Genomic DNA, 26,106 nt, shown 5'->3' with positions numbered 1-26,106 from the left:
CAACAGCAGCGGATGACGCTGCCGCGACATTAATGAGGCAAGGGAAACAGCGTCAATTCACCAAACGCGACTCCGTGCGTTTATCGAACAGCTTACGCAAACAGCTGGGCACTCAACTCACGGCTGGCACTCAACAACCCGGGCAAAAAGCGCTGCTCCAGTTCGTTGCGGCTGACCCGTCCGGCGTGGGTGCTGACATTCAGCGCAGCCAGCACCTGACCGGATGCGTCGTACACCGGAACGGCAATCGAGCGCAGGCCTTGCTCGAGCTCCTGGTCGACAATGCACCAGCCTTGCTGCCGAACTTCCTGGAGACACTCAAGCAACGACTCGCGCGTATGCAGGGTGCGGCTGGTCTTGGCCTGCAATTCGGCATGTTCGAGGTAGTCGTACAGCGATGCATCGTCCAGCGCGGCCAGAAGAATCCGCCCCATGGAGGTGCAGTAAGCCGGCAACCGCCCGCCCACTGACAGATCGACGGATATCAGACGCTGGGTGGTTGCCGAACGGGCGATGTACAAGATGTCATCACCTTCCAGCGTGGCCATGTTGCACGCCTCGTGCAGTTGTTCGCTCATGCGGTCCAGATAAGGCTGGGCCGAAACCGCCAGCGGCGTCGAGGACAGATAGGCATGGCCAAGGGTCAGGACTTTGGGTAGCAGCGAATAGGTTCGACCATCGGTGGTCGCGTAGCCGAGCTTGATCAGCGTATGCAGACAACGGCGTACGGCGGCGCGGGGAATTTCCGTACGGTGGCTGATTTGCGCGATGGTCAGATGCCGCTTGCGCTCCTGGAACGCTTGGACCACCGCCAGGCCACGGGCCAGGGAGGTCATGAAGTCCGGATCGCCAGTGAATGCCTGAATCCGCTTGGCCGGCGAAGCAACGATCGGCGGCGCCACTGAAGCAAAGGAATTGCGCAATTGATCGTTCATTTCAGGTCATTCCCCAGAGTTTGATAGCTATTACAAGCTGCTCCGGAGCTTGCGTACAAGCATCGGCAGCCAAGGTTGGGCGATTATCGAACCATTAATCGATAATCGCAATCAACTGACGGCACGGCCAAATGGCGTTAGGATTGCGAGTACATTTTCCGATAAGACCTGGAACCGCTCATTACAGATTTTGACACTTTAGCTGACACTGAATAACAACCACGTTCTAATCCACTCAACTTGTACGACTTAATGGCGCCAGGAAATGGGTTTGTTAAAGACGTTGCCCAAAAGTGCACCGCACACACGACTTGCGGGTAACAAAACAAATTCACAGAACGAAGCACTTTTAAGTTATTCGAGATAGTGTTCTGCCAATCGGCCGCTATAATGCAACTCAGTGATGACCGTGCTTGTTGGAAACTACGGGATCCAATCACTCAGGCAGCGCGAGGTTTCAACCCTGCTTCCTGCTGGCAAACGCCTGACGCTCATTTCGAATGCCCGATCCATGCGTTTGCAAAAAACAAAGAAACTGATGCTACGTCAGTGGTTCTGCTCTGGTGCCGTGGCCGCCTGCACGAAGGAAGCTGTCAAGCACAACGCTGTCGCAATGGGTGTCTTCCCGGACACTCTGCTCGATAGGCGTGTGACCGACACAACGAATGCAGTGCGTATCACCAGAATTTATCTCAACTCAATTAGGTAACACTGTGACGAAAGAAGAACTGCGCGCGGAACTTGAGCGCCAGGAACAACGTTACAAGGAAGTTTACGGCGGGGAAGTCACCACCTACGCCGCTCAGCCCGACCCGGAACGCAAACCTTGGCGTAAACGCGCCAGCATCCTCGATCAGGCCTTTACCCAGGAACTGCAGAAGATGGAAAAGGAACTCAAAGCCGAAGAGCCATAATCGGAAAGGTTTGAGTTTTCAGGGCCTGCGTCGCCTTCAGCTACACGCTGAATGAATTGGCGTCCCATATCGCGCCTGCTAAAAGCCGGCGATTGCCACCTCACTCCTACCGGATGAGGTTATTGGCGCTTGGCTGGCCCTCCTTACAGATATTTCACACACACCGTTCGGCCTCCCATCGAAGTCGCTGAAATGCCGGCGTGCGCCGCGACACCCAATGAAATCAAAGGCTTGAAAAACCTACGACAACGCTGGGACTTAGGGCCTTGTTACACACTAAATCGTTGAAGAATGTAACCGATGAGCAGCAAGTGCATTGATTAGCAGGGTTTTCTGGCATAATCGCGCCCCCTTATGACCGGGTCAGAAAACCTTCATGATCGATTTATTCAGCGGACTGGATGCTTGGGTGCTTGTGAGCCTCTTGCTCGCCCTGGCCTTTGTCCTCGCCTTCGAGTTCATCAACGGCTTTCATGACACCGCTAACGCGGTTGCCACTGTTATCTACACCAAAGCCATGCCGCCTCATCTGGCCGTGTTCTTTTCCGGTGTGTTCAATTTCCTCGGCGTGTTGCTGGGCGGCGTTGGCGTGGCATATGCCATCGTCCACCTGCTGCCGGTAGAGCTGCTGATCAATGTGAATACCGGACACGGGCTGGCGATGGTGTTCTCGTTGCTCGCTGCGGCCATCACCTGGAACCTGGGGACCTGGTACTTCGGTATCCCGGCCTCCAGCTCTCACACTCTGATCGGTTCGATTCTCGGTGTGGGTCTGGCGAACGCCCTGATCAACGACATTCCATTGGCTGACGGTGTCAACTGGCAGAAAGCGATTGATATCGGCTCCTCGCTGGTGTTCTCCCCAATAGCCGGCTTCCTGGTAGCCGCGCTGGTGCTGGTTGGCTTGAAATGGTGGCGTCCCCTGTCCAAGATGCACAAGACACCGGACCAACGCCGCAAGCTTGACGACAAGAAACACCCGCCGTTCTGGAACCGCCTGGTTCTGGTGATCTCGGCAATGGCGGTCAGCTTTGTTCACGGCTCCAACGATGGCCAGAAAGGCATCGGCCTGATCATGCTGGTATTGATCGGTATCGTGCCGGCACAGTTCGTACTCGACCTGAGCAGCACCACCTACCAGATCGAACGGACTCGCGATGCGACCCTGCACCTGAGCCAGTTCTATAAGCGCAATGCCGATACCCTGGGTGAGTTCCTGGCCTTGGGCAAAAGCCTGGATGGCGATTTGCCGGAGAAATTCCGCTGCAACCCGCAACAGACCGAACCGACCATTACCGCCCTGCTCGGCACCCTCAAGGGTGTAGCGGACTACCACTCGCTGTCGCAGGAAAGCCGCATTGAAGTGCGTCGCTACCTGCTCTGCCTGGACGATACGGCGAAAAAGGTCGGCAAGTTGCCTGGCCTTGATGCCCGCGAAAAGGCTGACCTGGACAAACTGCGCAAAGACCTGACCACCACCACCGAATATGCCCCGTTCTGGGTGATTCTGGCGGTCGCCCTGGCACTCGGCCTGGGCACCATGGTTGGCTGGAAACGCGTGGTACTGACCATCGGCGAGAAAATCGGCAAGCAAGGCATGACTTACGCTCAGGGCATGTCGGCACAAATCACCACTGCGGGCATGATCGGTCTGGCGAACATCTTCAGCCTGCCGGTATCGACCACCCACGTGCTGTCTTCGGGTGTGGCCGGGACCATGATCGCCAACAAAAGTGGCCTGCAAGGCGGCACCGTGAAAACCATCCTGCTGGCCTGGGTCCTGACCCTGCCAGCAACGGTGGCCCTGTCGGCCGGTCTGTTCTGGCTGGCATCGAAGGCACTCGGCAGCTGATTCATAGCCGAACCCAAAAGGCGCGCCCTCCCGGAGGTCGCGCTTTTTTTATGCCCGCGAGTCCCAAAAGATCGCAGCCTGCGGCAGCTCAGAATCCCCCCACCCACAACAAAGTGACACGCCCCTACCACTCAGGCCAGCTGTCAGGCCGCCGTGCTTTGCTGTTGATCTTGATCCACCCGCCCCTTCGGAAGGCCGAGCGCAGGTGTTCATCAGGGGGTGGGCGCGCAGCGCCGTACGGCGCAGCCGGACACATCGAGAGGAGGTCGTCGCGAAGCAGACCGTAGGCGATGCCCCCTGATGGACACCGGAGCGAGGGGACGCCGAGCCTAGGCGAGGTGCCGTACGCTTGGGGCGAAGACCTTTGCTTCCTTTGGGGCGTCTGCCAAAGGGAGTCGCTGTAAAAGCGAAACCGTAAGCGGCCATCACCGCAGAAATGGATATGTACACCTGCAAGAGATTGGTCGGATGTCAGGCCGCCATCGCAGGCAAGCCAGCTCCCACAGTTTTGATTGATGTACATCTGCGGGAGATGGGTCGGCTGTCAGGCCGCCATCGCAGGCAAGCCAGCTCCCACAATTTTGATTGGTGTACACCTGCGGGAGATGGGTCGGCTATCAGGCCGCCATCGCGAGCAGGCTCGGCTCCCACAGTTTTGATTGGTGTACATCCGCAAGAAATAGGCCGGCTGTCAGGCCGCCTTCGCAGGCAAGCCAGCTCCCACATTTGAATCGAGCGCACCTGCAAACGCCGGCTCGGCAAGAAACCACAGGCAAAAAAAGGGCGACCGAAGTCGCCCAAAATGCCTTGCGTGCTCGTGCTTCCAGAAAGACCTAAGGCTTTTTGCGCTTATGTGCGTCTTTCCAGATAAAAAATCCAAATCCGGCAAAAAACAGAACCATGAGGCCGACTGTCAGCACTCCGGCAATCACCACATTATCGAAAAACATGACTGGCCTCCTGCACTTGCCCTGTTGCGATGGGGCTAAGTTACCCAATCGGGCGCAGAAGAAAATTGACCGGGATCAATGCCGCCCAAGGCCGGGCGTAAAAGGAAGGGAAATAACTGACCTGCATCAATGGAAACAGGGAGGATCAACGCTTTTTCGGTTTGTTTTTCGGCTTTTTCTTCGCTTTACCCAAAGGCATGGCCTGCTCGAAAGCCTGGCGCACTTCGTTCAGGCGCTTTTCATTAAGGTCATGCACGCGCTTGGCACGCTCGGTGTTGAGGTCGATCAGCTTGTCGTCTTGGCTCATGGCGTGGCTTACATCTTCAAGGTCAATACAGGCGCAACAAAGTGACTACTGTCACCCTGCCCGCTCAAGGTTTGCCAATAATGCGACCAATAGCCGGCGCTGACCAGTCGCCAGCAGCATCACAGCGCAACAAAAAGTGTGTAAGCATCAGACCTCGATATCGACCCACAACCCCTGGCGCGGCTGATCGTCTATCAGCGGGACAACGGGCACCGTGTTGTCGGCGTTCAACTCGTCACCCGGCACGGCCAAGTGCTCTTCAGGATCCTCTTCGGCTTCGCGGCGACGCTTGTCGCGCGCTTGCTGACGCCGCTGCTCTTCGCGCAACAACAGCGCCGACTCTTCGGCATGGCGCTTGTGCAGGTCGATCGTACTTTCGCTGGAGCTCGCCTCCACCGGCACCACCGGCGGAATATCCGGCCGCTGGCGAATCGGATCCTGCTGGGAAGTAATCGGCACGGCACTCAAGGGGAGCATCGGTGGCAGCATAGTTATTAGTCTCCTGACAACAGGCTGTCGGCTGCTGAGGTGGCGACTTGAGCCATCGGTCGCAAACTTGCGAGCCAACGCGGCCCAAACCTTCGGCAGCGCCTACGCGAGTAACCCTTTGGCCTCGGGACCTGCATCCGTTAATATAGTCGGCTTTTTCAAGGCGGGAGTCAGGCAGCATGGCGCAGCAGTATCAACCGGGGCAACGCTGGATTAGTGACAGCGAAGCCGAGCTAGGTTTAGGCACCGTTCTGGCACAGGACGGTCGCTTGCTGACCGTGCTCTATCCGGCCACTGGCGACACTCGCCAGTACGCGCTACGGAATGCGCCCCTCACTCGCGTGAGGTTTTCGCCGGGTGACATGATCACTCACTTCGAAGGCTGGAAAATGACCGTGCGCGAAGTCGACGACGTCGACGGCCTGCTGGTCTACCACGGGCTCAACGCTCAGAACGAAGTGGTGACCCTGCCCGAGACCCAGCTGTCGAACTTCATCCAGTTCCGTCTGGCCAGCGACCGGTTGTTCGCCGGGCAGATCGACCCACTGGCCTGGTTCTCGCTGCGCTATCACACCCTGGAACACACCAGCCGCCAGTTGCAATCTTCGCTCTGGGGCCTGGGTGGCGTGCGTGCGCAGCCGATCGCTCACCAATTGCACATCGCCCGTGAAGTCGCTGACCGTATCGCACCGCGGGTTCTGCTGGCGGACGAAGTAGGTCTGGGTAAAACCATTGAAGCCGGTCTGGTGATCCATCGCCAACTGCTCTCGGGCCGCGCCAACCGCGTATTGATCCTGGTGCCGGAAAACCTCCAGCACCAGTGGCTGGTGGAGATGCGCCGTCGTTTCAACCTGCAAGTCGCGCTGTTCGACGAAGAACGTTTCATCGAAAGCGATGCCGGCAACCCGTTCGAAGACACCCAGCTCGCACTGGTCGCTCTGGAATGGCTGGTGGACGACGAAAAGGCCCAGGACGCGCTGTTCGCTGCGGGCTGGGACCTGCTGGTGGTCGACGAAGCGCACCACCTGGTGTGGCACGAAGATCAGGTCAGCCCTGAGTATTCGCTGGTCGAGCAACTCGCGGAAACCATTCCCGGTGTGCTGCTGCTGACCGCGACCCCAGAGCAATTGGGTCAGGACAGCCACTTTGCGCGCCTGCGCCTGCTCGATCCAAACCGTTTCCATGACCTGAAGGCCTTCCGCGCCGAGAGCGAAAACTATCGCCCGGTGGCCGAAGCCGTTCAGGAGCTGATGGACCAGGGGCGCTTGTCCCCGGCCGCACACAAAACCATCCAGGGTTTCCTCGGTGATGAAGGCGAAGCGCTGCTGACTGCCGTCAACGCTGGCGACGCCGAGGCCAGCGCCCGTCTGGTCCGCGAATTGCTGGACCGCCACGGCACTGGCCGCGTGCTGTTCCGTAACACCCGCGCCGCGGTGCAAGGCTTCCCGGAACGCAAACTGCACCCGTACCCGCTGCCGTGCCCGGACGAATACCTCGAACTGCCGCTGGGCGAACACGCCGAGCTGTATCCGGAAGTCAGCTTCCAGGCTCAGCCGGATATAGATGAAGAACAACGCTGGTGGCGCTTCGACCCTCGTGTCGAATGGCTGATCGACCAGCTGAAAATGCTCAAGCGCACCAAAGTGCTGGTGATCTGTGCCCACGCCGAAACCGCGATGGACCTGGAAGACGCTCTGCGCGTACGCTCCGGCATCCCGGCCACGGTGTTCCACGAAGGCATGAACATCCTCGAACGTGACCGCGCGGCAGCTTACTTCGCTGACGAGGAATTCGGTGCCCAAGTACTGATCTGCTCGGAAATCGGCAGTGAAGGTCGCAACTTCCAGTTCTCCCACCACTTGGTGCTGTTCGATCTGCCATCGCACCCGGACCTGCTGGAGCAGCGGATCGGGCGTCTCGACCGGATCGGTCAGAAGCACGTCATCGAACTGCACGTGCCATACCTGGAAACCAGCCCGCAAGAGCGCCTGTTCCAGTGGTATCACGAAGCGCTGAACGCGTTCCTCAACACTTGCCCGACCGGCAACGCCTTGCAGCATCAGTTCGGCCCACGTCTGCTGCCGTTGCTGGAAAACGCCGATGACGGCGAGTGGCAAGCGCTGATCGACGAAGCCCGTACCACCCGTGAAAACCTCGAAGCCGAGTTGCACAGCGGCCGTGACCGCCTGCTGGAACTCAACTCCGGCGGCGCGGGCGAAGGTGACGCGCTGGTTGAAGCGATCCTTGAGCAAGACGATCAGTTCGCCCTGCCGATCTACATGGAAACCCTGTTCGACGCGTTCGGCATCGACAGCGAAGACCATTCGGAAAACGCGCTGATCCTCAAGCCGAGCGAAAAAATGCTCGATGCCAGCTTCCCGCTGGGCGACGACGAAGGCGTGACCATCACCTACGACCGCAACCAGGCGCTGTCTCGCGAAGACATGCAATTCATCACCTGGGAGCACCCGATGGTTCAGGGCGGTATGGACCTGGTGCTGTCCGGTTCGATGGGCAACACCGCCGTGGCGCTGATCAAGAACAAGGCGCTCAAGCCTGGCACCGTGTTGCTGGAACTGCTCTACGTCAGTGAAGTGGTTGCCCCGCGCTCGCTGCAACTGGGCCGTTACCTGCCGCCGGCAGCGTTGCGCTGCCTGCTCGATGCCAACGGCAACGACCTGTCGGGCCGCGTCTCGTTCGAAACCCTCAACGACCAGCTCGAAAGCGTGCCACGCGCCAGCGCCAACAAGTTTGTCCAGGCTCAGCGTGATCAACTGACACCGCGCATCAATGCCGGTGAAGAGAAGATCACTCCGCGCCACGCCGAACGTGTAGCCGAAGCGCAACGCCGCCTCGCCGCCGACACCGATGAAGAACTGGCGCGCCTGACCGCCCTGCAAGCGGTCAACCCGACCGTGCGCGACAGCGAACTGGTTGCCCTGCGCCAGCAGCGCGAGCAAGGCCTGGCCATGCTCGATAAAGCGGCACTGCGACTGGAAGCGATCCGGGTGCTGGTGGCGGGTTAAGCCCTGCCCTTTATCCCGTTAAAACAAAGAAGGCCCGCAGCGATGCGGGCCTTTTTTTGTCTGTTTGATTGTTGTGGTGTTGCTGATGGCCTCATCGCGAGCAGGCTCGCTCCCACATTTGATCTTCAATGACGCAACATTTGTGCTCGACGATAATCCCCTGTGGGAGCGAGCCTGCTCGCGATGGCTATCAAGCAGTCGCCACCGCAATCCCGGGCTCAACCACCGCCACCAACCCTTCCTTCATCCGCTTGGCATCCCGTACAAAACACCGCGAAGCCAGGAACAGAAACACCATGGTCGAAAACAACGCCACCGGAATCAGGTACATCGCGTCATGCAGCCCTGCCGCCTTGAAGGCCTCGCTCATTTGCTCGGCACCGGCCGCCAGCATTGCGCTCTGGGCAAAGTGATCGGACAAAGCACCGACCACCACCGGCCCCAAGCCACCGCCCAACAGGTAGAGCCCCGCAAAAAACAACGCCATCGCCGTGGCGCGCAAACGCGGCTCGACCACATCCTGAATGGCCGTGTAAACACAGGTATAGAAGTTGTAGGCAAACAACCAGCCGACGCTGAACACGGCGACGAACATACCGATTTCAATCCGTCCCGCATGCAGTGCCCACGCTGTGCACAGGGTCGAGATGATCAGGCTGAATGCGGCAAACAGCAGCCGACCATTGGCCACCCGCTGATGAATCTTGTCAGCCACCCAACCGCCCAGCGTCAGGCCGAACAAGCCGGTCACACCGACGATGACCCCGGTCGCCACCGCCGCTTGCTGCAATGGCATCTGAAAGTAGCGCTGCAGCATCGGCACCAGAAACGAGTTACAGGCATAGGTGGCGAAGTTGAAACACAGCCCCGCCATCACCAGCCAGAGGAAGGTTGGAATCGCCAGCACCCGGCGAATCGGCCGATCCACGCGTTCCTGGGAGACTTGCACGGTTTCCGCCGCGCCGCGCTGGGGCTCTTTGATGAAGAACATGAAGATCGCCAGGATCAAACCCGGGATCGCCGCGATAAAAAAAGGTGCACGCCAGCTGTCGAACGCCTTGACCATCGCGCCGATGGTGAAGAACGCCAGCAACAGGCCCAACGGCAAACCGAGCATGAAGATCCCCATGGCCCGCGCCCGACGGTGTGCCGGGAACAAATCACCGATCAGCGAATTGGCGGCCGGCGCATAGCTGGCCTCACCGATGCCGATCCCCATGCGCACGATCAGGAAACTCCAGAAACTCCCCACCAGGCCGTTGACTGCGGTCAACCCGCTCCAGACCGCCAAGCCCCAGCCCATCAGTTTGCTGCGCGAACCGGTGTCCGCCATTCGCCCTAACGGCAGACCGGCAATGGCATAAACGATCGTGAATGCAGTACCGATGATCCCCAATTGAAAGTCGCTGAGGTGCCACTCCATGCGGATTGGCTCGATGATGATCGCCGGGATCGTACGATCGAAGAAGTTGAACAGATTGGCCAGAAACAGCAGGAACAGAATGCGCCAGGCATTCGCCGCTTGGGTGGAGTTCTGCATGGGTCCGTCTCTTTTATTGTTATGAGGGCTTCACTGCCGACAACACTCCAGCCCGGTACCCGCAATCTAGTCAGCACCATAACTGCTGTCTGTCATTATTCGTCAGGCTGATACCCGCTCATGACGGTCAAAGCCGCGCGCGTGACAATTTATGTCTAAGTGTTTCTCGGCTTATTGCAAAATCGTTAGTGCCAATGTGCCACTATTTCTTGCGCTCTGTGCACGGCCTCTATACTCCAGACATTCGCCAGCGTTCATGGCGCAGGCAGAGAATGACTCAGAGACGGGGCATGCTATGGAGTGGCTTGGTTTGCATTTCATTACCGAGCTGCCAGAGAGCAGCGGGCAAGTCGTACTCAATTGCACTCATAACCCCTTTCTGGTACTGCTGGCCTACCTGGTTGCCTGCGCGGCCAGCTTCGCCACGCTGGACATGGCCGAACGTGTCGGTCACGCCGAGAATCCTGCCTCTCAACGGCTCTGGCGCTGGGTCGGTGCCTGCTGCCTGTCGGGCGGTATCTGGGCCATGCACTTCATCAGTATGCTGGCGTTCCAGGCCCCCATCGACATCCATTACGACTTGCCAGCCACCCTGCTTTCCCTGTTGATCGCCTTTATTGCAGCCTTTGTAGCGATGAACACCCTGAGCAATGCTCAACTGAACGTGCGGCAATATGTGCAAACCTCGATCTGCATCGGACTGGGCATCGCCACCATGCATTACGTGGGTATGACGGCCATGCGTTCGAACGCCGTGGCCCACTACCAGCCAATCGTGTTCGGCCTGTCGATCCTGATTGCCATCGGTGCCAGCGCCATTGCCTTGCTGCTGTCGCATGGTCTGCGCAACGGCGGCGGCATCGCTCATCAGGTACTCAAATACACCGCCAGCCTGGTACTCGGCGCCGGCATCGTGAGCATGCACTTCACCGGCATGCAGTCCATGAGCCTGGTGTTGCCGACCGGAGTCCCCATGCAACTGTCGGTCGACAACGACCACCTGCAACTGGCGCTGACGATTGCGCTGATCGCGCTGCTGGTCATCGGCAGCAGCATCAGCGCCGCGCTGGCCGACAAAAAACTGCAGCACAAGGACCATGACCTGCGCCGGGTCAACGCGCTACTCAGTCAACTGGATCAGGCACGGATGTCGCTGCAACAAGTAGCGCACTACGACGCCCTGACCAATCTGATCAACCGCCGCGGCTTCAACCAGATCTTCGCCGAAAAGCTCATCGAGAAAAGCACCCATGGCGGCATGCTGGCGGTGATGTTTCTGGACATCGATCACTTCAAACGGATCAACGACAGCCTGGGTCATGACGCCGGTGACGAGCTGTTGAAAGTGCTCGCCAACCACATCAAAAGCTCGACCCGCAGCCACGATGACGTGGTCGCGCGGTTTGGCGGCGACGAGTTCTGCATTCTGATCAACCTGCATGAGCGCGACGAAGCACGACACATGGCCCAGCGCATCATGCAAAAGATGAAGGAGCCGATCGAGTTGGCCGGCAGGCGCATGGTCATGACCACCAGCATCGGTATCAGCGTGTTCCCTGACGACGGCAAGAGCTGCGAAGAACTGCTGAAAAACGCCGACCTGGCGCTGTACCAATCCAAGGGCAACGGCCGAAACGGCCTGCACTTCTTCAGCCCCAACCTGAAAACCAAAGCGACGATGGCGCTGCAGCTTGAGGAAGAACTGCGTAATGCCTTACGCGACGAAGCCGGATTGATGCTCTATTACCAACCGATCTATGACCTCAAAAGCGGCCAGGTCACCAAACTGGAAGCGCTGATTCGCTGGCAGCACCCGGTACACGGCTTGCTCGCACCTGACCGTTTCATCCCGATTGCCGAAGCCAATGGCTTGATCGCCGAACTCGACAACTGGGTGCTGCGCAAAGCCTGCGAAGACTTGAGCGAGCTGTCCAGGCACGGTTGCGAGTCGTTGAAAATCGCCGTGAACTGCTCTCCCCTCAATCTCGCTCGCGAAGAGCTCGCCGAAGAAATCGAAAGTGCGCTGCGAGCCGCCGGCGTCTCACCGCGGCGGCTGGAGCTGGAGGTCACGGAAAACGCACTGATGGGCAATATCGCCAATACGCTGGTGTTACTGCGCAAGATTCGGGCGCTCGGTGTTTCGTTGTCGATCGACGACTTCGGCACCGGTTATTCGTCACTGGCCTACCTCAAGCGTCTGCCTCTGAACACCCTGAAAATCGACCGTTCGTTTATCCAGGACATCCCCAAGGCCACTCAGGACATGGAGATCGTCCAGGCCATTATCGTCATGGCCCACACCCTGCATTTGCAAGTGGTCACCGAAGGGGTCGAAACCCTGGAGCAGTACCAGTTTCTCGAACGCTTCGGATGCGACTTTGTTCAGGGTTATCTGTTGAGCCGCCCGGTGCCGCTGGCTGAATTACGTTCGGTACTGAACGAAATCAACCAGCGCAAGCACGCACACGCCATCAATCCTTTGAGTCTGGCTCGCGGTATAGATGGATTAGTGTCGCGGGATCTTTTTCCAGATAGCCCTGACCACCATGCAGACGCATCAACTGCGCGGCCAGTCCACTGATCGGCGTCGCCGAGCCTTGCTCCCGGGAAAACTTCACGGCGCCATCCAGGTCCTTGAGCAGCGTTCGAACATGCCACTTTATGGGTTCGAAACGGCTCTCGGCCATTTGCGGGGCAAGTATCTGCAAGGGTTTCGAGTCGGCAAACCCGCCGCTCAATGCTTCGGCCAGCAGGCTCGCATCCACGCCTGAACGTTCGGCCAATGCCACCACTTCAGCGATCACCAAGGCATTGCAGGCAACGATCATCTGATTGCAGGCCTTGGTCACTTGCCCTGCGCCGACCGCGCCCATGTGCGTGACCCGCTGCCCGAGACTCAACAACACCGGACGCACCCGTTCGACATCGGCTGACTCACCACCAACCATGATCGCCAAGCTTGCGGCCTCGGCCCCCGCCACACCACCGGACACCGGCGCATCCAGCCAGCCCATGCCGGTGCAGCTGGCCAGTTCGGCAGCCATTTCCCGCGTCGCCGTGGGTTCCAGACTGGAAAAATCTACCAGCAACTGGCCGGTTTTCGCACCGGATGCCACGCCCGCAGCACCGAACACGACCTCGCGTACCACCTCGGTATTGGCCAGGCACAACATCACCAGATCGGCGTGCTGACACAGCTCGGCAGGTGTGGCCACTTGTCGCGCTCCGGCCTCGACCAAGGGTGCGCACTTGTCGGGGTTGCGGTTCCAGACGGTCAGTGGATAACCCGCAGCCAACAAGCGCCGGCACATCGGTAAACCCATCAAGCCAATACCGGCAAACGCCAAAGAAGGTAACGCTGCCATCAAATTGCCTCCGCTCGATTAAAGATCGCCAAATATTGGCCGATTCATCATGACTCAGGAAAGGATTCCCCCTAGCGATGCTCAGGTAAAGCCCTATCGCTGGGGACAATATCGCGCTGTAAAGTCGCGAGCTCCCTATTCGTGATGGCTTGATGACATCTCGCCGCCGAACCAACCAGTCCAGGCACATGGCGCACAATGACTTCTAAAAATAATCCTGCCCCAGCGGTATCCGAACTGACGCTCACCGCCGCCACGGATAAACCCTCAGTCCCGAAGCCATTGACCAGCTCGCGCCCGCTTGCGACCCAGCAGTACCTGTACTTTACCGAGACCAACACCGATCGCATCCTCGACAACCTCGATGGCCTGCGCGATCTGGTGTTCCCCAAGCCGCCGCATCTGGAAGACGCCCACGAACTGCATCAGCAGGAATTCCCTTCGGTGTGCCTGATCGGTCTGGGTCGTTGTGGTTCGAACATTGCGCTGGACGTCGCGGAGCTGGTGTACAACGCCCGCAAGTTCTACCTCAACGAATTCAATAACGAAGACAAGCCCTATGCTGAAAAGGGCTACAGCCCTGCGCAATGGATTCGTAACAACCTGAAACTGGGTGTCGGCAAGGCCACCAAACCGGTGTTCCTGGTCGAGCCGCTGGTGATGCTCGGCGACCTCGACAAAGACATCGCCGGACGTATCCGCTTCTCGCGCAAGGGCGAAAAAAGCGGCTTCCTGCGTGACTACAGCAAAATGAAGATCATGGACCTCTCGGAAGTCCACGCCGGTGGCGCCGGTAACGCGCCGATCCTCGGCCAGTACCTGGCGAAGATCATCCTGAACAAGGACACCCAGCGTTTCTCCAGCCCCGACTGGAAGATGATCCACTCGTACCTGATCGACAGCTGCGGCATCAAGGCCAACCAGTCGCGCCTGTACTTCTCGATCTTCAGCGCCGGCGGCGGTACCGGTTCGGGCATGGCCTCGGAGTTCGGGCTGGCCCAGCAATACTCGTACATGAACAAGACGTTCGACACAAAACCGGTGGACGAGCACGACAGCAAGAGCGGCCACTCCTTCGTTTTCGAGCCGATCTTCACCAGCGGCATTTGCGTACTGCCGAACATTTCCGATCACCGCAGCGAAATGTCTGAAGCACTGCACATCAACGCCGGTCGCCTGTTGTGCAAGTACCTGTCGGAAGAATGGGATTTCTCGTACAACTTCGCCAACGAAGACAGCAGTGAAGCCAGTGTCATGGGCCGCATCCGTCCATGGAACGCGATGATGCTGATCTCCAACGACATCATGCGTTACGCCGAAGAGAACGATGACGGCAATATCCAGAACATTGATGTCAATGCAATGGAAAAGCACGCCAACCAGTACATCTCGCAGCAGATCTTCAACATTCTGACAGCCCAGGCAGTCACCACCGACTACGACCAGAACTATTTCCGCCGCGCAGGCATCGACATCGGAGAAACCATTCGCCTGGATGCCAACGACCTGTTCATGAGTCTGGCCGGGCCAGTGGCGATTGCCTACGCCGAATCGGTGGTGCCGGAACAACCGGCACCGAGCAGCGACAAGTTCAAGGTGTTCGACAAAGAGCCACAGCGCCTGAACATCGACGACCTGTTCTTCCGCTCCATCGACCTGCCGCACTTCAACAAAGTAACCCAGGCCATCGAAGGCATCAGCCTGTTGCCGATCGAGTCCAAGCGTTATCGCGCGTCGCTTGAGCAATACAAGAACTCGGGTTACGACGCTGCCGCGCTGCATGACCTGCACTTCTTCAAGAACTGCTCGTCGGTGGTGTCGATCGTGTCGCTACCCAAGGATTACAAACTGTCCTACATGGACCTGAACCGGTTGAAGACTCACCTCAACAGCCTGTTCCCCAACACCACCCTCAAGCGTTATGCACTGGTGATCGGTGCTTCGGCCAACCTTTCGCTGACCACCCTGATCGCCAAGAGCCCGTGCCTGTCAGACGATTTCCTGACCTTGATCGTGGCGTTCATCAAGCGCTGCTTTGCCCGCAATCCGTACCGTTTCGACGAAACCCTGGACAACTCGATCCTCGACTTCATCATTCATGAAGACTTCGACGAGGCCAAAATTGACGAGTTGCTCAACGAGTTCGAAAACCCGGCGAAGATCCTCGACACCAACTGGTACGCGATCAAACCGATGTACGAAAAGAAGTACCGCGAGCTGATCAACGACAAAGACAAATTCGTCTCGATCAACGACATCCGCCTGTCGCGCGATTGCGTGAAAAAGGCCATCAAGTACCTGCGAGAGATCTACCGTCACCGCATCGGCAAGACCAAGATCATTTCGCTGAATAACCATACGGGTAAAACCGCGTAATTCGCGGCGCCTCCTTCGCGAGCAAGCTCGCTCCCACAGTGATCGGTGTCGAACACAAACTTTGTGAACGCCACTAAACCCTGTGGGAGCGAGCTTGCTCGCGAAAGCGGCCTGACATTCACCGCATAAGCTTCAGACCTGCCAACATCCAGAAACAATTAAGCAGCCATTCGGCTGCTTATTAAACTGTTCCCGTTACGTTTACGTAACCTTCCCCTCCGCCTGCCTGTGGTATTTCTCTACGGCAACCTGCCATCACGCTACTCGGCTACACACTTTTACCCGAACGCCATCAGCACCAAATAGATGCATCGCTTCAGGCCTGCGCCCTTTCCTGGATCAGAATCCACGGCGAAACGACCACTGCCCACAACTCCGGATCACGCTCGAAAAGATCCAGCGCCCGCGTTTCAGAGAGCTTGGCGACTTTGTCGGCGGCCAGCCAGGCAGCCACTTTCTCGCCTTCATCCTGGGCAACCGCCTCGGCGGCAGCGATCAAATCCAGGTCGGGATCGACCCACAATAGGGCACCCTTGGCGAAGAACGGTTCGAGTTCCTTCCAGGTAATAGATGCGGTTTCACCAAGCAGCTTGGCATAGAGGGTGCTAGGTTCTTGAGTCATGGGCCCTGTCCGGAATTGAAATCGGCGCAATCATAACGTCGGCGCTCTGGCAGAAAAACCCGGATGCAATAGAGTCATTGATCGAGAACTGCAGGAAAGCAAGGATAGCCGCTGAATCAGGTCGCTACGCAGCCAAAATCCCGCCGCAATTCTGTCTTTTTCGTTCAAAAATGCGACACCCCCAGGTTTTGCCCCTGAGCGCCAGCTTTCCAAGCGAACAACCGGCGCTCTACACTGTACCGGTACAGTTGCCGGGGGCATTTCCGGGGGATATCCAAGATATCGATCCGGTTCTGTAGCTCAGGCTGCCAGGACTATAAAAACTACAACAGTAAGAGTGGAGCACTATGAATAAGGCTACTAAGCAGATTTCCAAACTGTTTGCCGCTATGGTTCTGGCCGGGGTTGCCAGCCATTCGTTCGCAGCTGACACCATCAAGATCGGCATCGCCGGCCCTAAAACCGGTCCAGTGACCCAGTACGGTGACATGCAGTTCATCGGCGCCAAAATGGCCATCGAGCAGATCAACGCCAAGGGCGGTGTCAACGGCAAAATGCTCGAAGCCAAAGAATACGATGACGCCTGCGACCCTAAACAGGCCGTTGCCGTTGCCAACAAAGTGGTCAACGACGGCGTCAAGTTCGTGGTCGGTCACCTCTGCTCCAGCTCCACTCAACCGGCTTCGGACATCTACGAAGACGAAGGCGTGATCATGATCACCCCGGCCGCCACCAGCCCGGACATCACTAACCGTGGCTACAAAATGGTGTTCCGCACCATCGGCCTGGACAGCGCCCAGGGTCCTGCCGCCGGTAACTACATTGCCGATCACGTAAAGCCGAAAATCGTTGCCGTTCTGCACGACAAACAGCAATACGGTGAAGGCATCGCCACCGCCGTGAAGAAAACCCTCGAAGGCAAAGGCGTCAAGGTTGCCGTGTTCGAAGGCCTGAACGCTGGCGACAAGGACTTCTCCTCGATCATCCAGAAACTCAAGCAAGCCAATGTCGACTTCGTCTACTACGGCGGCTACCACCCGGAACTGGGCCTGATCCTGCGTCAGGCCAAGGAAAAAGGCCTGAACGCCAAGTTCATGGGGCCAGAAGGCGTCGGCAACGAATCCATCTCGCAGATCGCTCAGGACGCTTCCGAAGGCCTGTTGGTGACCCTGCCGAAGTCTTTCGACCAGGACCCGGCCAACAAGGCACTGGTTGACGCGTTCGCTGCCAAGAAGCAAGACCCTACCGGTCCGTTCGTGTTCCCGGCCTACTCGGCTGTTGAAGTCATCGCCGGCGGCATCACTGCTGCCAAAAGCGAAGACCCTGCCAAAGTGGCTGCAGCCATCCACGCAGGTACTTTCAAAACCCCTACTGGCGACCTGAGCTACGACGCCAAGGGCGACCTGAAAGACTTCAAGTTCGTGGTTTACCAGTGGCACTTTGGCAAACCTAAAACCGAAGTTTCGCCTCAGTAAGGCGCTGCCTGACTGACTGCCAATAAAGCCCACGGCGTGCCGTGGGCTTTGTTTTACGAGGTAATGGGCCGTGCCTCCGTGATCCGGAAGCCTCCCCACCTGAAAATCTCAAAACCGTCATCAGCGGTTCGCTGGCAAACCTCACGTTCGAAGTGGATGCAGATCCACGGGGCCTGAGCGGGAAAATGACTCCACCAGTGAAATGCGTATCAGGTTTTTAGGAGCGCAGTAATGCCTGAGATCTATCACTTTTTCCAACAGCTGGTTAATGGTCTGACCATTGGCAGCACATATGCCCTGATCGCCATCGGCTATACGATGGTTTACGGCATCATTGGAATGATTAACTTCGCCCACGGCGAGGTCTACATGATCGGTTCCTACGTGGCCTTCATCGTCCTTGCCGGACTGGCCATGCTGGGTATCCATTCCCTACCGTTGTTGATGACCGCCGCATTCCTGGCGACCATCGTTGTCACCAGTGCCTACGGCTACAGCATTGAACGGATCGCCTACCGCCCTCTGCGGGGCAGTAACCGCCTGATCCCGCTGATCTCGGCCATCGGCATGTCGATCTTTCTGCAAAACACCGTACTGCTCTCGCAGGACTCCAAGGACAAATCGATCCCCAACCTGATTCCGGGCAGCTTCAGCTTCGGCCCAGGCGGGGCACAGGAAGTGCTGATCTCCTACATGCAGATCCTGGTATTCGTAGTGACCCTGGTGGTGATGCTCTGCCTGACCACGTTCATTTCGCGTTCACGTCTGGGACGTGCCTGCCGGGCCTGTGCCGAAGACATCAGGATGGCCAACCTGCTGGGCATCAACACCAACAACATCATCGCCCTGACCTTCGTCATCGGTGCCGCCCTGGCGGCCGTGGCGGCTGTACTGCTGAGCATGCAGTACGGCGTGATCAACCCGAACGCCGGATTCCTGGTGGGCCTCAAGGCCTTTACCGCGGCGGTTCTGGGCGGCATCGGGAGCATTCCGGGCGCCATGCTCGGTGGTCTGGTGCTGGGGGTAGCCGAAGCATTCGGCGCCGATATATTCGGTGACCAGTACAAGGACGTGGTGGCTTTCGGCCTTCTGGTTCTGGTGTTGTTATTCCGGCCAACCGGCCTGTTGGGCCGTCCGGAGGTTGAGAAAGTATGATCAGGAATCTTAAACAGGCGCTTTTCAGCGCGCTATTGGTTTGGGCTGTGGCGTACCCGGTACTCGGTCTGAAACTGTCCATCGCCGGCATCAACCTCGAAGTACAGGGTGCCACGACCTCCACGCTGCTGATCATCGCCGCCTGCTCGGTGCTGATGTTCCTGCGCGTGCTGTTCGACCGCGAATACACGGCCGCCATGCGCTCCGTGCCCAAAGGTAAATTGATCCCGGCCAGTGCGAGCAATTTCCTGACCCTGCCCACCACCCAGCGTTGGGTCATCATGGGATTGATCGTCATCGCTCTGGTCTGGCCGTTCTTCGGTTCGCGCGGTGCGGTGGATATCGCCACGCTGATTCTGATCTATGTGTTGCTCGGCCTGGGCCTGAACATCGTGGTCGGCCTGGCAGGTCTGCTCGACCTGGGCTACGTCGGTTTCTACGCCGTGGGCGCCTACAGCTATGCGCTGCTGTCGCACTACTACGGCCTGAGCTTCTGGATCTGCCTGCCCATCGCCGGCTTGATGGCGGCAACCTTCGGTTTCTTGCTGGGCTTCCCGGTGCTGCGTCTGCGCGGTGACTATCTGGCGATCGTGACCCTGGGCTTTGGTGAAATCATTCGTCTGTTTCTGCGTAACCTGACAGGCCTCACCGGTGGACCGAACGGTATCAGCAACATTCCCAAACCGTCGCTGTTCGGCCTGAGTTTCGAGAGAACGGCCGCTGAAGGCGTGCAGACCTTCCACGAGTTCTTCGGCCTGACGTACAACCCGGTCAGCAAGGTGGTTTTCCTCTACCTGGTCGCGCTATTGCTGGCGCTGTTCGCGCTGTTCGTGATCAACCGTCTGCTGCGCATGCCGATCGGCCGTGCCTGGGAAGCGTTGCGTGAAGACGAAATCGCCTGCCGTGCGCTGGGCCTGAACCCAACCGTGATCAAGCTGTCGGCCTTCACCCTGGGTGCCTGCTTCGCCGGTTTTGCCGGTAGCTTCTTCGCCGCGCGCCAGGGTCTGGTCACGCCGGAGTCGTTCACCTTCATCGAGTCGGCCACCATCCTCGCCATCGTGGTGCTGGGCGGCATGGGCTCGCAATTGGGCGTGGTCCTCGCGGCCGTCGTGATGATCCTGTTGCCCGAGCTGATGCGTGACTTCAGCGAATACCGCATGTTGATGTTCGGCGCCTTGATGGTGCTGATGATGATCTGGCGTCCTCAAGGTCTGCTGCCTATGCAACGTCCTCACATGGAGCTGCGTAAATGAGCAGAGAGATCCTGAAAGTAGATGGCCTGAGCATGCGTTTTGGCGGCTTGCTGGCGGTCAATAGCGTTGCCCTGAGCGTGAAAGAGAAACAGGTGGTGTCGATGATCGGCCCTAACGGCGCCGGCAAGACCACCGTGTTCAACTGCCTGACCGGTTTCTACAAGCCCACCGCTGGCACTATCCAGCTCAACGGTGAAGCGATCGAAGGCCTGCCCGGCCACAAGATCGCCGGTAAAGGCGTGGTGCGGACGTTCCAGAACGTGCGGTTGTTCAAGGAAATGACCGCCGTGGAAAACCTGCTGATTGCTCAGCACCGGCACCTGAATACCAACTTCCTGGCTGGTCTGTTCAAGACGCCGGCGTTTCGCCGCAGCGAACGCGAGGCCATGGAATACGCCGAGTTCTGGCTCGACAAGGTCAACCTCAAGGAGTTTGCCAACCGTCCGGCCGGTACCCTGGCCTACGGTCAGCAGCGCCGCCTGGAAATCGCCCGTTGCATGATGACCCGTCCAAGCATCCTGATGCTCGACGAACCGGCCGCCGGCCTCAACCCGCGGGAAACCGACGACCTCAAGGCGCTGATCGGAACCCTGCGTGAAGAGCATAACGTCACCGTGCTATTGATCGAACACGACATGAAACTGGTCATGAGCATCTCCGACCACATTTTCGTGATCAACCAGGGCACGCCTCTGGCCAACGGCACGCCGGAACAGATCCGCGACAATCCTGAAGTGATCAAAGCCTACCTGGGGGAAGCGTAAATGCTGCAGTTCGAAAACGTTTCCACCTTCTACGGCAAGATCCAGGCCCTTCACAGCGTCAACGTCGAAGTCCGTCAGGGCGAGATCGTCACGCTGATCGGGGCCAACGGCGCCGGCAAATCCACCCTGCTGATGACCCTGTGCGGTTCGCCGCAAGCCCATAGCGGCAGCATTCGCTACATGGGCGAAGAACTGGTCGGCCAGGACTCCGCGCAAATCATGCGTAAAAGCATCGCCGTGGTCCCGGAAGGTCGTCGGGTGTTTGCCCGTCTGACCGTGGAAGAAAACCTCGCCATGGGCGGTTTCTTCACCGACAAGGGCGATTATCAGGAGCAAATGGACAAGGTCCTGGGGTTGTTCCCGCGGCTCAAGGAACGCTTCAACCAGCGCGGCGGCACCATGTCGGGTGGCGAGCAGCAGATGCTTGCCATCGGCCGGGCGCTGATGAGCAAACCCAAGCTGCTGCTGCTCGACGAGCCGTCGCTGGGTCTGGCGCCGATCATCATCCAGCAGATCTTCGACATCATCGAACAGCTGCGCAGGGATGGTGTGACGGTGTTCCTGGTTGAACAGAATGCTAACCAGGCGTTGAAAGTTGCCGACCGTGCCTATGTGCTGGAAAACGGCCGGGTGGTGATGCAAGGCACCGGTGAAGCCCTGCTGAGCGACCCTAAAGTCCGCGACGCGTACCTGGGCGGCTAAGCACTGCTGCAACAAAAAACGGTCTGTGTGGGAGCGAGCTTGCTCGCGATGAGGGGCTGGCAGTCAACAGTGATGTTGTCTGACAGTCCGCTATCGCGAGCAGGCTCGCTCCCACATTTTTTTGTGTGAACCGATTATTTTTTTGTCGTGCTGTAACGAACCGGAATGACCTTTCTCTAGAGGGGTAAGCAAGCACCAATGCTTACTTGAACCCACCCTTGTTTGGAGAAACATCATGACCGCTACCACTCGCACCCTGTCCGCTGCCGCCCTCGCCCTGGCCTTGGGTTCCGCCTTGAGCATCGCAGCTCTGCCGACCACCGCCCATGCCGCAGCCACTGACATGGAAAAATGCTTTGGCGTCGCCATGAAAGGCAAGAACGATTGCGCCGCAGGTGCAGGCACTACCTGCGCGGGCACCTCGAAAGTCGACTACGAGAGCAACCACTTCAAACTGGTGCCAAAAGGCACCTGCGAGAAGACTGCCAGCCCGACCTCACCGACCGGCTTCGGTCAAATGGCCGCCTACAAAGCCAAGTCGTAACCCTTCCTCTGCCTGAGTGTTGATGATGACCACTTCAGCGCTGCACAACGTACATCCTCACACTCAGGCATTGGCGCCCAAGCTCCCGCCCCGCGCGGGGCTGGGGCTCAAGACCGAGCATTTTGGCGCGGTACTCGATACTCGCCCGGACATCGGCTTCTTCGAAGTCCACGCCGAAAACTACATGGTGGCCGGCGGCCCGTTTCATCATTACCTGAGGTTGATCCGCGAGCAGTATCCGCTGTCGCTGCATGGCGTCGGTCTGTCGATCGGCGGCGAAGGACCGCTGAACACCGAGCACCTTGTCCGGCTCGCCCATCTGATCGAACGCTATCAACCCCAATCCTTTTCCGAACACCTGGCTTGGTCGAGCCACGGCCCGGTGTTTCTCAATGACCTGCTTCCATTGGCCTATAACGAGTCGACACTGCAGCGTGTCTGCGAGCATATCGACCAGGTCCAGCAGCATCTGAAACGCCCCATGCTGCTGGAAAACCCGGCGACTTACTTGCAGTTTCAGCACTCCGGCATGGAAGAAGCCTGCTTCATCACTGACGTCATTCGCCGCACCGGCTGCGGCTTGCTGCTGGATGTGAACAACGTCTACGTCTCTTGCATCAATCATCAGCGCGATCCCTTGGCCTACATCGACGCACTGCCGTTGCATGCCGTGGGCGAGATCCATCTGGCCGGATTTGCCGAAGACACCGACAGCCTCGGCGATCGCCTGCTGATCGACGATCACGGCGCCGCCATCGATAACACCGTGTGGGCGCTGTATATGCAAGTTCTTGAACGCGTCGGGCCGGTGGCCACGCTGATTGAGCGCGACAATCAGGTACCGGCGTTTTCCGTACTGCACGCCGAAGCCCGTCAGGCCGATGAACTGCTGGGTTATACCGAGGCTCGTCGATGAACACTCAAGCCGATTTCGCCACTGCCCTGCTTGATCCTCGACAGCCCTGCCCTGACGGTTTGTTCAGCGCTAACGGCGCTGACCCGGATAGCCGCTTCGCGGTGTACCGCAACAACGTGCAGAGCTCATTGATCAACGCCTTGGCCGACAGCTATCCGGTGGTTTCGCAGTTGGTCGGTGATGAGTTCTTCCGGGCCATGGCCCGGTTTTATGTGCGGGACTTCCCACCGACCAGTGCGCTGATCAACGACTACGGCAGTGATTTCGCCAGTTTCATCGAGCACTTTGCACCGGCCGCTTCAGTGCCGTATCTCGCAGACGTTGCGCGCCTGGAACGCTTGCGGGTGATGGCCTATCACGCGGCAGATGCCAATGCCGTCGAGCCTGCGCAGATTGCTGCTGCGCTGGCTGCTCCCGAAGCGCTCGCACAGCTACACATTCATCTGCATCCCTCAACGTTCACGCTGAGTTCGCCGTACGCCACCGTTGCGCTATGGACCGCCCACCAGACTGACACACCACCCCGGAACCTTGAGCCGTATCACCCGCAAAGCGCATTGGTGCTGCGCAACAATCTGGAGGTCGAGGTCTTTGCGATCGATGTCGGTACTGCGACCTTCATCCACAGCCTGCAAAACAACCACCCTCTGGCGCAAGCGGTAGCCGATGCCCTGACCGCCGCACCGGCGTTCGACCCGAGTCAGTGCCTGGCGCTGCTGATCGGCCACAACGCCATCATCCACTTGCAACACGACAAGGTATCGCCATGAACACCCGCACCGAACACCCGAACGTCATCACCCACTTGATCGAACGGATCATCGAACTGTTCGAGAAAATCCCCCACAGCCTGATCGCCTTCGTTGCACGTTTCTCCATTGCCGCGGTGTTCTGGAAGTCCGGGCAAACCAAGGTCGAGGGCCTGGCCATTGACCTGCTCGGCGGGACCTTCCAGCTCGGTATTCCGCGCCTCGCGGACTCGACCATTCCGTTGTTCCAAAGCGAATACCATGTGCCGCTACTGTCCCCGGAACTGGCAGCGCACATGGCGGCCTTCGCCGAGCATTTCTTCCCGATGCTGATCCTCGTCGGCTTCGCCACACGCTTTTCGGCCCTGGCGCTACTGGGGATGACACTGACCATTCAGACCTTTGTCTACCCGGACGCCTACCCGACTCACGGCACCTGGGCAGCCATTCTGTTGTACCTGATGGCCAGAGGTCCGGGCGTGCTGTCGATCGATCACCTGATCGCCAAACGTTACGCTGCCAAACGCTAAGCCCTTGTAACCGCTGCTACAGCCGATCCAGCGCTTCGCCGCTGCGCTTGAACCATCTCATCAGGTAATCGGCCAATACCTGCGTACGCTTGGGCAAGCCGCCCTGATACGGGTGCACCAGATACATCGGCATGCTGCGGGTCTGATAGTCGCGCAGCAGCCAGCGCAAACGGCCATCGGCCAGTTCAGCCTGGAGCAAGTAAGAAGGCAAGCGCGCGATCCCCGCATGGGCAAGCGCAGCCTTCTTCAACAGGTTGTAGTGGTTGCTGGCGAACGGCCCCGAGACCCGCACCCGCAACAGTTCATGTTGCTGGTGATACAACCACTCTTCCCGGCCACTGTAATGGCTGTTGAGCAGGCAACGATGATCGGCCAGGTCCGCCGGCGTCTGCGGCTCACCAAACTGCTCAAGATAAGCCGGGCTGGCGCAGGTCATCTCGTGCCAGGCCAACAGTGGCTTGGCTACCATTCGTTCGTCGTTGGCCACCTCTGAACGAATCGCCAGATCGAAGCCATCCCGCGACAAGTCGCGGTAACTGTTGTTCAACTCAAGCTCGATCTGCACATCGGGGTACTCTCGGGAAAACTCCAGCAGCAACCCGTCGAAAAAAGTCTCCCCCAACGACACCGGGACCGTCATCCGAATGGGCCCCGCCATATCGTCCTTCAACCGTGCCAGGGCCTGTCGCGCCCGCTCTACCTGAATTACCAGCGCCTGCGCTTGCGGCAACAACGCCGCACCGGCGGCTGTCAGGCTCAAACGCCGTGTTGTTCGCTGCAGCAGCACCACGCTGAAACGTGCTTCCAGTTGACTGATGCGCTTGGACAACTGCCCCTTGCTACACCCCAGTTGCTGCGCTGCCAGCGTAAAACTGCCGGCCTCGATCAACACTGCAAACGCCGCCAGATCATCCATTTCGCTCATGGATTGTTTCCATTTGAAAACCAAAGGTTGCCCATTAGCACGCTTATCAATAAAAAAAACCACACTAAACTGAAACCACATTCACCCACTTGAGGATTAGCGCGATGAAAATTCTTTTGATTGGAGCCTCCGGCACTGTCGGCTCGGCCATTGACCGAGAACTGTCCCAGCGCCATAAAATCACCCGTATCGGCCGCAAGAGCGGTGATTTCCAGGTCGACATAAGTGACAGCGCCTCGATCCGCAAGCTGTTCGAACAGACCGGTAACTTCGATGCGCTGATCTGCGCCGCCGGCAGCGTCAACTTCGTGCCATTGGCCAATATGACCGAAAAAGACTTCGAGCTGGGCTTGCGAGACAAGCTGATGGGCCAGGTCAATCTGCTGTTGATCGGCCGTGAATTCGCCAATGACGGTGCATCGTTCACCTTCACCACCGGTATTCTCAGCCACGATCCGATTCGTACCGGCAGCTCGGCGTCCATGGTCAACGGCGCCCTGGACAGTTTCGTTAAAGCGGCGGCTATCGAATTACCACGCGGTCTGCGGATAAACGCGGTCAGCCCGAACGTACTGGTTGAAGCCATGGGCAGCTACGCACCGTACTTCCGCGGATTCAAACCGGTTCCAGCCGCCGATGTGGCGCTGGCCTACGCGAAAAGCGTGGAAGGCTCGCAGACTGGCCAGATCTACAACGTCGGCTGATCGCCTTGGCGCT

The 26,106-nt window shown here is 58.4% G+C and carries 24 protein-coding genes; 16 read left to right on the top strand and 8 right to left on the bottom strand.

Annotation, left to right across the window (positions count from 1 at the left end; all coding sequences use genetic code 11):
• Positions 1-92: 92 nt before the first annotated feature.
• Entirely contained in the window at positions 93-935 is an 843-nt protein-coding gene (gene pcaR / locus BK658_RS12315; RefSeq protein WP_123582512.1) for a pca regulon transcriptional regulator PcaR, read from the bottom strand.
• 403 nt (positions 936-1,338) lie between these two features.
• On the opposite strand from pcaR, the gene BK658_RS12310 reads away from it, so the two are divergent.
• The 3 genes from BK658_RS12310 to BK658_RS12300 all read left to right on the top strand — a co-directional run bounded on the left by BK658_RS12310 (position 1,339) and on the right by BK658_RS12300 (position 3,701).
• On the top strand, positions 1,339-1,644 hold the full coding sequence (locus tag BK658_RS12310) for a hypothetical protein (protein ID WP_123582511.1): 306 nt from the start codon (positions 1,339-1,341) through the stop codon (positions 1,642-1,644).
• A gap of 4 nt (positions 1,645-1,648) precedes the next feature.
• On the top strand, positions 1,649-1,849 hold the full coding sequence (locus BK658_RS12305; RefSeq protein WP_019692194.1) for a hypothetical protein: 201 nt from the start codon (positions 1,649-1,651) through the stop codon (positions 1,847-1,849).
• A 376-nt stretch (positions 1,850-2,225) separates the two neighbouring features.
• Positions 2,226-3,701, top strand: coding sequence for an inorganic phosphate transporter (locus tag BK658_RS12300; protein ID WP_123582510.1), 1,476 nt, complete (start codon positions 2,226-2,228; stop codon positions 3,699-3,701).
• Between the two features lie 833 nt (positions 3,702-4,534).
• Here the strand turns inward: BK658_RS12300 and ccoM are convergent.
• The 3 genes from ccoM to BK658_RS12290 form a co-directional block, all read right to left on the bottom strand.
• Positions 4,535-4,651, bottom strand: a complete 117-nt coding sequence (gene ccoM, locus BK658_RS30585; RefSeq protein ID WP_007926603.1) for a cytochrome c oxidase subunit CcoM — start codon at positions 4,649-4,651, stop codon at positions 4,535-4,537.
• Positions 4,652-4,796: 145 nt separating this feature from the next.
• Positions 4,797-4,958 carry a hypothetical protein gene (locus BK658_RS29975; protein WP_007906621.1) on the bottom strand — a complete coding sequence of 54 codons (162 nt, stop codon included), beginning with the start codon at positions 4,956-4,958 and terminating at the stop codon, positions 4,797-4,799.
• Positions 4,959-5,105: 147 nt separating this feature from the next.
• Positions 5,106-5,447 carry an aspartate-semialdehyde dehydrogenase gene (locus tag BK658_RS12290; protein WP_123582508.1) on the bottom strand — a complete coding sequence of 114 codons (342 nt, stop codon included), beginning with the start codon at positions 5,445-5,447 and terminating at the stop codon, positions 5,106-5,108.
• A gap of 179 nt (positions 5,448-5,626) precedes the next feature.
• Here BK658_RS12290 and rapA point away from each other — a divergent pair, with 179 nt between their 5' ends.
• Positions 5,627-8,473: an RNA polymerase-associated protein RapA gene (rapA, locus tag BK658_RS12285; protein WP_123582507.1), complete on the top strand. Its 2,847-nt coding sequence runs from the start codon at positions 5,627-5,629 to the stop codon at positions 8,471-8,473.
• 190 nt (positions 8,474-8,663) lie between these two features.
• Here the strand turns inward: rapA and BK658_RS12280 are convergent, their stop codons facing one another.
• On the bottom strand, positions 8,664-10,013 hold the full coding sequence (locus BK658_RS12280) for a spinster family MFS transporter (protein WP_123582506.1): 1,350 nt from the start codon (positions 10,011-10,013) through the stop codon (positions 8,664-8,666).
• Positions 10,014-10,308: 295 nt separating this feature from the next.
• On the opposite strand from BK658_RS12280, the gene BK658_RS12275 reads away from it, so the two are divergent.
• Positions 10,309-12,594: a putative bifunctional diguanylate cyclase/phosphodiesterase gene (locus BK658_RS12275; RefSeq protein WP_123582505.1), complete on the top strand. Its 2,286-nt coding sequence runs from the start codon at positions 10,309-10,311 to the stop codon at positions 12,592-12,594.
• Here BK658_RS12275 and BK658_RS12270 read toward each other — a convergent pair.
• Complete coding sequence (locus BK658_RS12270) at positions 12,485-13,381, bottom strand: NAD(P)-dependent oxidoreductase (protein WP_123582504.1); 897 nt, start codon at positions 13,379-13,381, stop codon at positions 12,485-12,487. The two genes, BK658_RS12275 and BK658_RS12270, sit on opposite strands and share 110 nt — an antisense overlap.
• A 195-nt stretch (positions 13,382-13,576) precedes the next feature.
• On the opposite strand from BK658_RS12270, the gene BK658_RS12265 reads away from it, so the two are divergent.
• Entirely contained in the window at positions 13,577-15,754 is a 2,178-nt protein-coding gene (locus BK658_RS12265) for a hypothetical protein (RefSeq protein WP_123582503.1), read from the top strand.
• A gap of 316 nt (positions 15,755-16,070) precedes the next feature.
• On the opposite strand, the gene BK658_RS12260 is transcribed toward BK658_RS12265, so the two are convergent.
• Complete coding sequence (locus BK658_RS12260; RefSeq protein ID WP_123582502.1) at positions 16,071-16,376, bottom strand: DUF2288 domain-containing protein; 306 nt, start codon at positions 16,374-16,376, stop codon at positions 16,071-16,073.
• A 347-nt stretch (positions 16,377-16,723) separates the two neighbouring features.
• Between BK658_RS12260 and BK658_RS12255 the strand changes: the two genes are divergently transcribed.
• From BK658_RS12255 to BK658_RS12210, 9 genes are all read left to right on the top strand, one after another.
• A complete protein-coding gene (locus BK658_RS12255; protein WP_123582501.1) occupies positions 16,724-17,851 on the top strand; it encodes a branched-chain amino acid ABC transporter substrate-binding protein in 1,128 nt (375 codons plus the stop codon).
• A 231-nt stretch (positions 17,852-18,082) separates the two neighbouring features.
• On the top strand, positions 18,083-19,006 hold the full coding sequence (livH, locus tag BK658_RS12250) for a high-affinity branched-chain amino acid ABC transporter permease LivH (RefSeq protein ID WP_019692183.1): 924 nt from the start codon (positions 18,083-18,085) through the stop codon (positions 19,004-19,006).
• Entirely contained in the window at positions 19,003-20,259 is a 1,257-nt protein-coding gene (locus BK658_RS12245) for a high-affinity branched-chain amino acid ABC transporter permease LivM (RefSeq protein ID WP_123582500.1), read from the top strand. The genes livH and BK658_RS12245 overlap by 4 nt, the downstream gene beginning before the upstream one ends.
• Entirely contained in the window at positions 20,256-21,023 is a 768-nt protein-coding gene (gene livG / locus BK658_RS12240) for a high-affinity branched-chain amino acid ABC transporter ATP-binding protein LivG (RefSeq protein WP_019692181.1), read from the top strand. The genes BK658_RS12245 and livG overlap by 4 nt, the downstream gene beginning before the upstream one ends.
• Complete coding sequence (locus BK658_RS12235) at positions 21,024-21,725, top strand: ABC transporter ATP-binding protein (RefSeq protein ID WP_123582499.1); 702 nt, start codon at positions 21,024-21,026, stop codon at positions 21,723-21,725.
• Between the two features lie 235 nt (positions 21,726-21,960).
• Positions 21,961-22,269, top strand: coding sequence for a BufA1 family periplasmic bufferin-type metallophore (locus BK658_RS12225; protein ID WP_123582497.1), 309 nt, complete (start codon positions 21,961-21,963; stop codon positions 22,267-22,269).
• A gap of 22 nt (positions 22,270-22,291) precedes the next feature.
• A complete protein-coding gene (gene bufB / locus BK658_RS12220; RefSeq protein ID WP_123582496.1) occupies positions 22,292-23,185 on the top strand; it encodes an MNIO family bufferin maturase in 894 nt (297 codons plus the stop codon).
• Positions 23,182-23,955 (top strand): HvfC/BufC family peptide modification chaperone, encoded by a 774-nt coding sequence (locus BK658_RS12215; RefSeq protein ID WP_123582495.1) that lies wholly within the window; start codon positions 23,182-23,184, stop codon positions 23,953-23,955. The genes bufB and BK658_RS12215 overlap by 4 nt, the downstream gene beginning before the upstream one ends.
• Positions 23,952-24,464 (top strand): DoxX family protein, encoded by a 513-nt coding sequence (locus BK658_RS12210; protein WP_123582494.1) that lies wholly within the window; start codon positions 23,952-23,954, stop codon positions 24,462-24,464. Before BK658_RS12215 ends, BK658_RS12210 begins: the two co-directional genes overlap by 4 nt.
• A gap of 16 nt (positions 24,465-24,480) precedes the next feature.
• Here BK658_RS12210 and BK658_RS12205 read toward each other — a convergent pair whose 3' ends face one another.
• On the bottom strand, positions 24,481-25,389 hold the full coding sequence (locus BK658_RS12205) for a LysR family transcriptional regulator (protein ID WP_123582493.1): 909 nt from the start codon (positions 25,387-25,389) through the stop codon (positions 24,481-24,483).
• A gap of 104 nt (positions 25,390-25,493) precedes the next feature.
• Between BK658_RS12205 and BK658_RS12200 the strand changes: the two genes are divergently transcribed.
• Positions 25,494-26,093: a short chain dehydrogenase gene (locus tag BK658_RS12200; RefSeq protein WP_123582492.1), complete on the top strand. Its 600-nt coding sequence runs from the start codon at positions 25,494-25,496 to the stop codon at positions 26,091-26,093.
• Positions 26,094-26,106 lie beyond the last annotated feature (13 nt).

The sequence above is a fragment of the Pseudomonas brassicacearum genome (assembly GCF_003732175.1).
GTDB lineage: Bacteria > Pseudomonadota > Gammaproteobacteria > Pseudomonadales > Pseudomonadaceae > Aquipseudomonas > Aquipseudomonas brassicacearum_G.
The sequence above is the reverse complement of the archived record's forward strand: the minus strand, read 5'-3'. Positions and strand labels throughout refer to the sequence as shown.

Bases quoted from the DNA above. Each gene is read 5' to 3' on its own strand.
- BK658_RS29975 (WP_007906621.1), bottom strand. From the start codon at position 4,958: ATGAGCCAAGACGACAAGCTGATCGACCTCAACACCGAGCGTGCCAAG.
- BK658_RS12260 (WP_123582502.1), bottom strand. From the start codon at position 16,376: ATGACTCAAGAACCTAGCACCCTCTATGCCAAGCTGCTTGGTGAAACC.
- BK658_RS12300 (WP_123582510.1), top strand. From the start codon at position 2,226: ATGATCGATTTATTCAGCGGACTGGATGCTTGGGTGCTTGTGAGCCTC.
- BK658_RS12275 (WP_123582505.1), top strand. From the start codon at position 10,309: ATGGAGTGGCTTGGTTTGCATTTCATTACCGAGCTGCCAGAGAGCAGC.
- BK658_RS12255 (WP_123582501.1), top strand. From the start codon at position 16,724: ATGAATAAGGCTACTAAGCAGATTTCCAAACTGTTTGCCGCTATGGTT.
- BK658_RS12225 (WP_123582497.1), top strand. From the start codon at position 21,961: ATGACCGCTACCACTCGCACCCTGTCCGCTGCCGCCCTCGCCCTGGCC.
- BK658_RS12265 (WP_123582503.1), top strand. From the start codon at position 13,577: ATGACTTCTAAAAATAATCCTGCCCCAGCGGTATCCGAACTGACGCTC.
- rapA (WP_123582507.1), top strand. From the start codon at position 5,627: ATGGCGCAGCAGTATCAACCGGGGCAACGCTGGATTAGTGACAGCGAA.
- BK658_RS12210 (WP_123582494.1), top strand. From the start codon at position 23,952: ATGAACACCCGCACCGAACACCCGAACGTCATCACCCACTTGATCGAA.
- BK658_RS12205 (WP_123582493.1), bottom strand. From the start codon at position 25,389: ATGAGCGAAATGGATGATCTGGCGGCGTTTGCAGTGTTGATCGAGGCC.
- pcaR (WP_123582512.1), bottom strand. From the start codon at position 935: ATGAACGATCAATTGCGCAATTCCTTTGCTTCAGTGGCGCCGCCGATC.
- BK658_RS12215 (WP_123582495.1), top strand. From the start codon at position 23,182: ATGAACACTCAAGCCGATTTCGCCACTGCCCTGCTTGATCCTCGACAG.
- livG (WP_019692181.1), top strand. From the start codon at position 20,256: ATGAGCAGAGAGATCCTGAAAGTAGATGGCCTGAGCATGCGTTTTGGC.
- BK658_RS12280 (WP_123582506.1), bottom strand. From the start codon at position 10,013: ATGCAGAACTCCACCCAAGCGGCGAATGCCTGGCGCATTCTGTTCCTG.
- BK658_RS12290 (WP_123582508.1), bottom strand. From the start codon at position 5,447: ATGCTGCCACCGATGCTCCCCTTGAGTGCCGTGCCGATTACTTCCCAG.
- BK658_RS12310 (WP_123582511.1), top strand. From the start codon at position 1,339: ATGACCGTGCTTGTTGGAAACTACGGGATCCAATCACTCAGGCAGCGC.
- bufB (WP_123582496.1), top strand. From the start codon at position 22,292: ATGATGACCACTTCAGCGCTGCACAACGTACATCCTCACACTCAGGCA.
- BK658_RS12245 (WP_123582500.1), top strand. From the start codon at position 19,003: ATGATCAGGAATCTTAAACAGGCGCTTTTCAGCGCGCTATTGGTTTGG.
- BK658_RS12200 (WP_123582492.1), top strand. From the start codon at position 25,494: ATGAAAATTCTTTTGATTGGAGCCTCCGGCACTGTCGGCTCGGCCATT.
- livH (WP_019692183.1), top strand. From the start codon at position 18,083: ATGCCTGAGATCTATCACTTTTTCCAACAGCTGGTTAATGGTCTGACC.
- BK658_RS12235 (WP_123582499.1), top strand. From the start codon at position 21,024: ATGCTGCAGTTCGAAAACGTTTCCACCTTCTACGGCAAGATCCAGGCC.
- ccoM (WP_007926603.1), bottom strand. From the start codon at position 4,651: ATGTTTTTCGATAATGTGGTGATTGCCGGAGTGCTGACAGTCGGCCTC.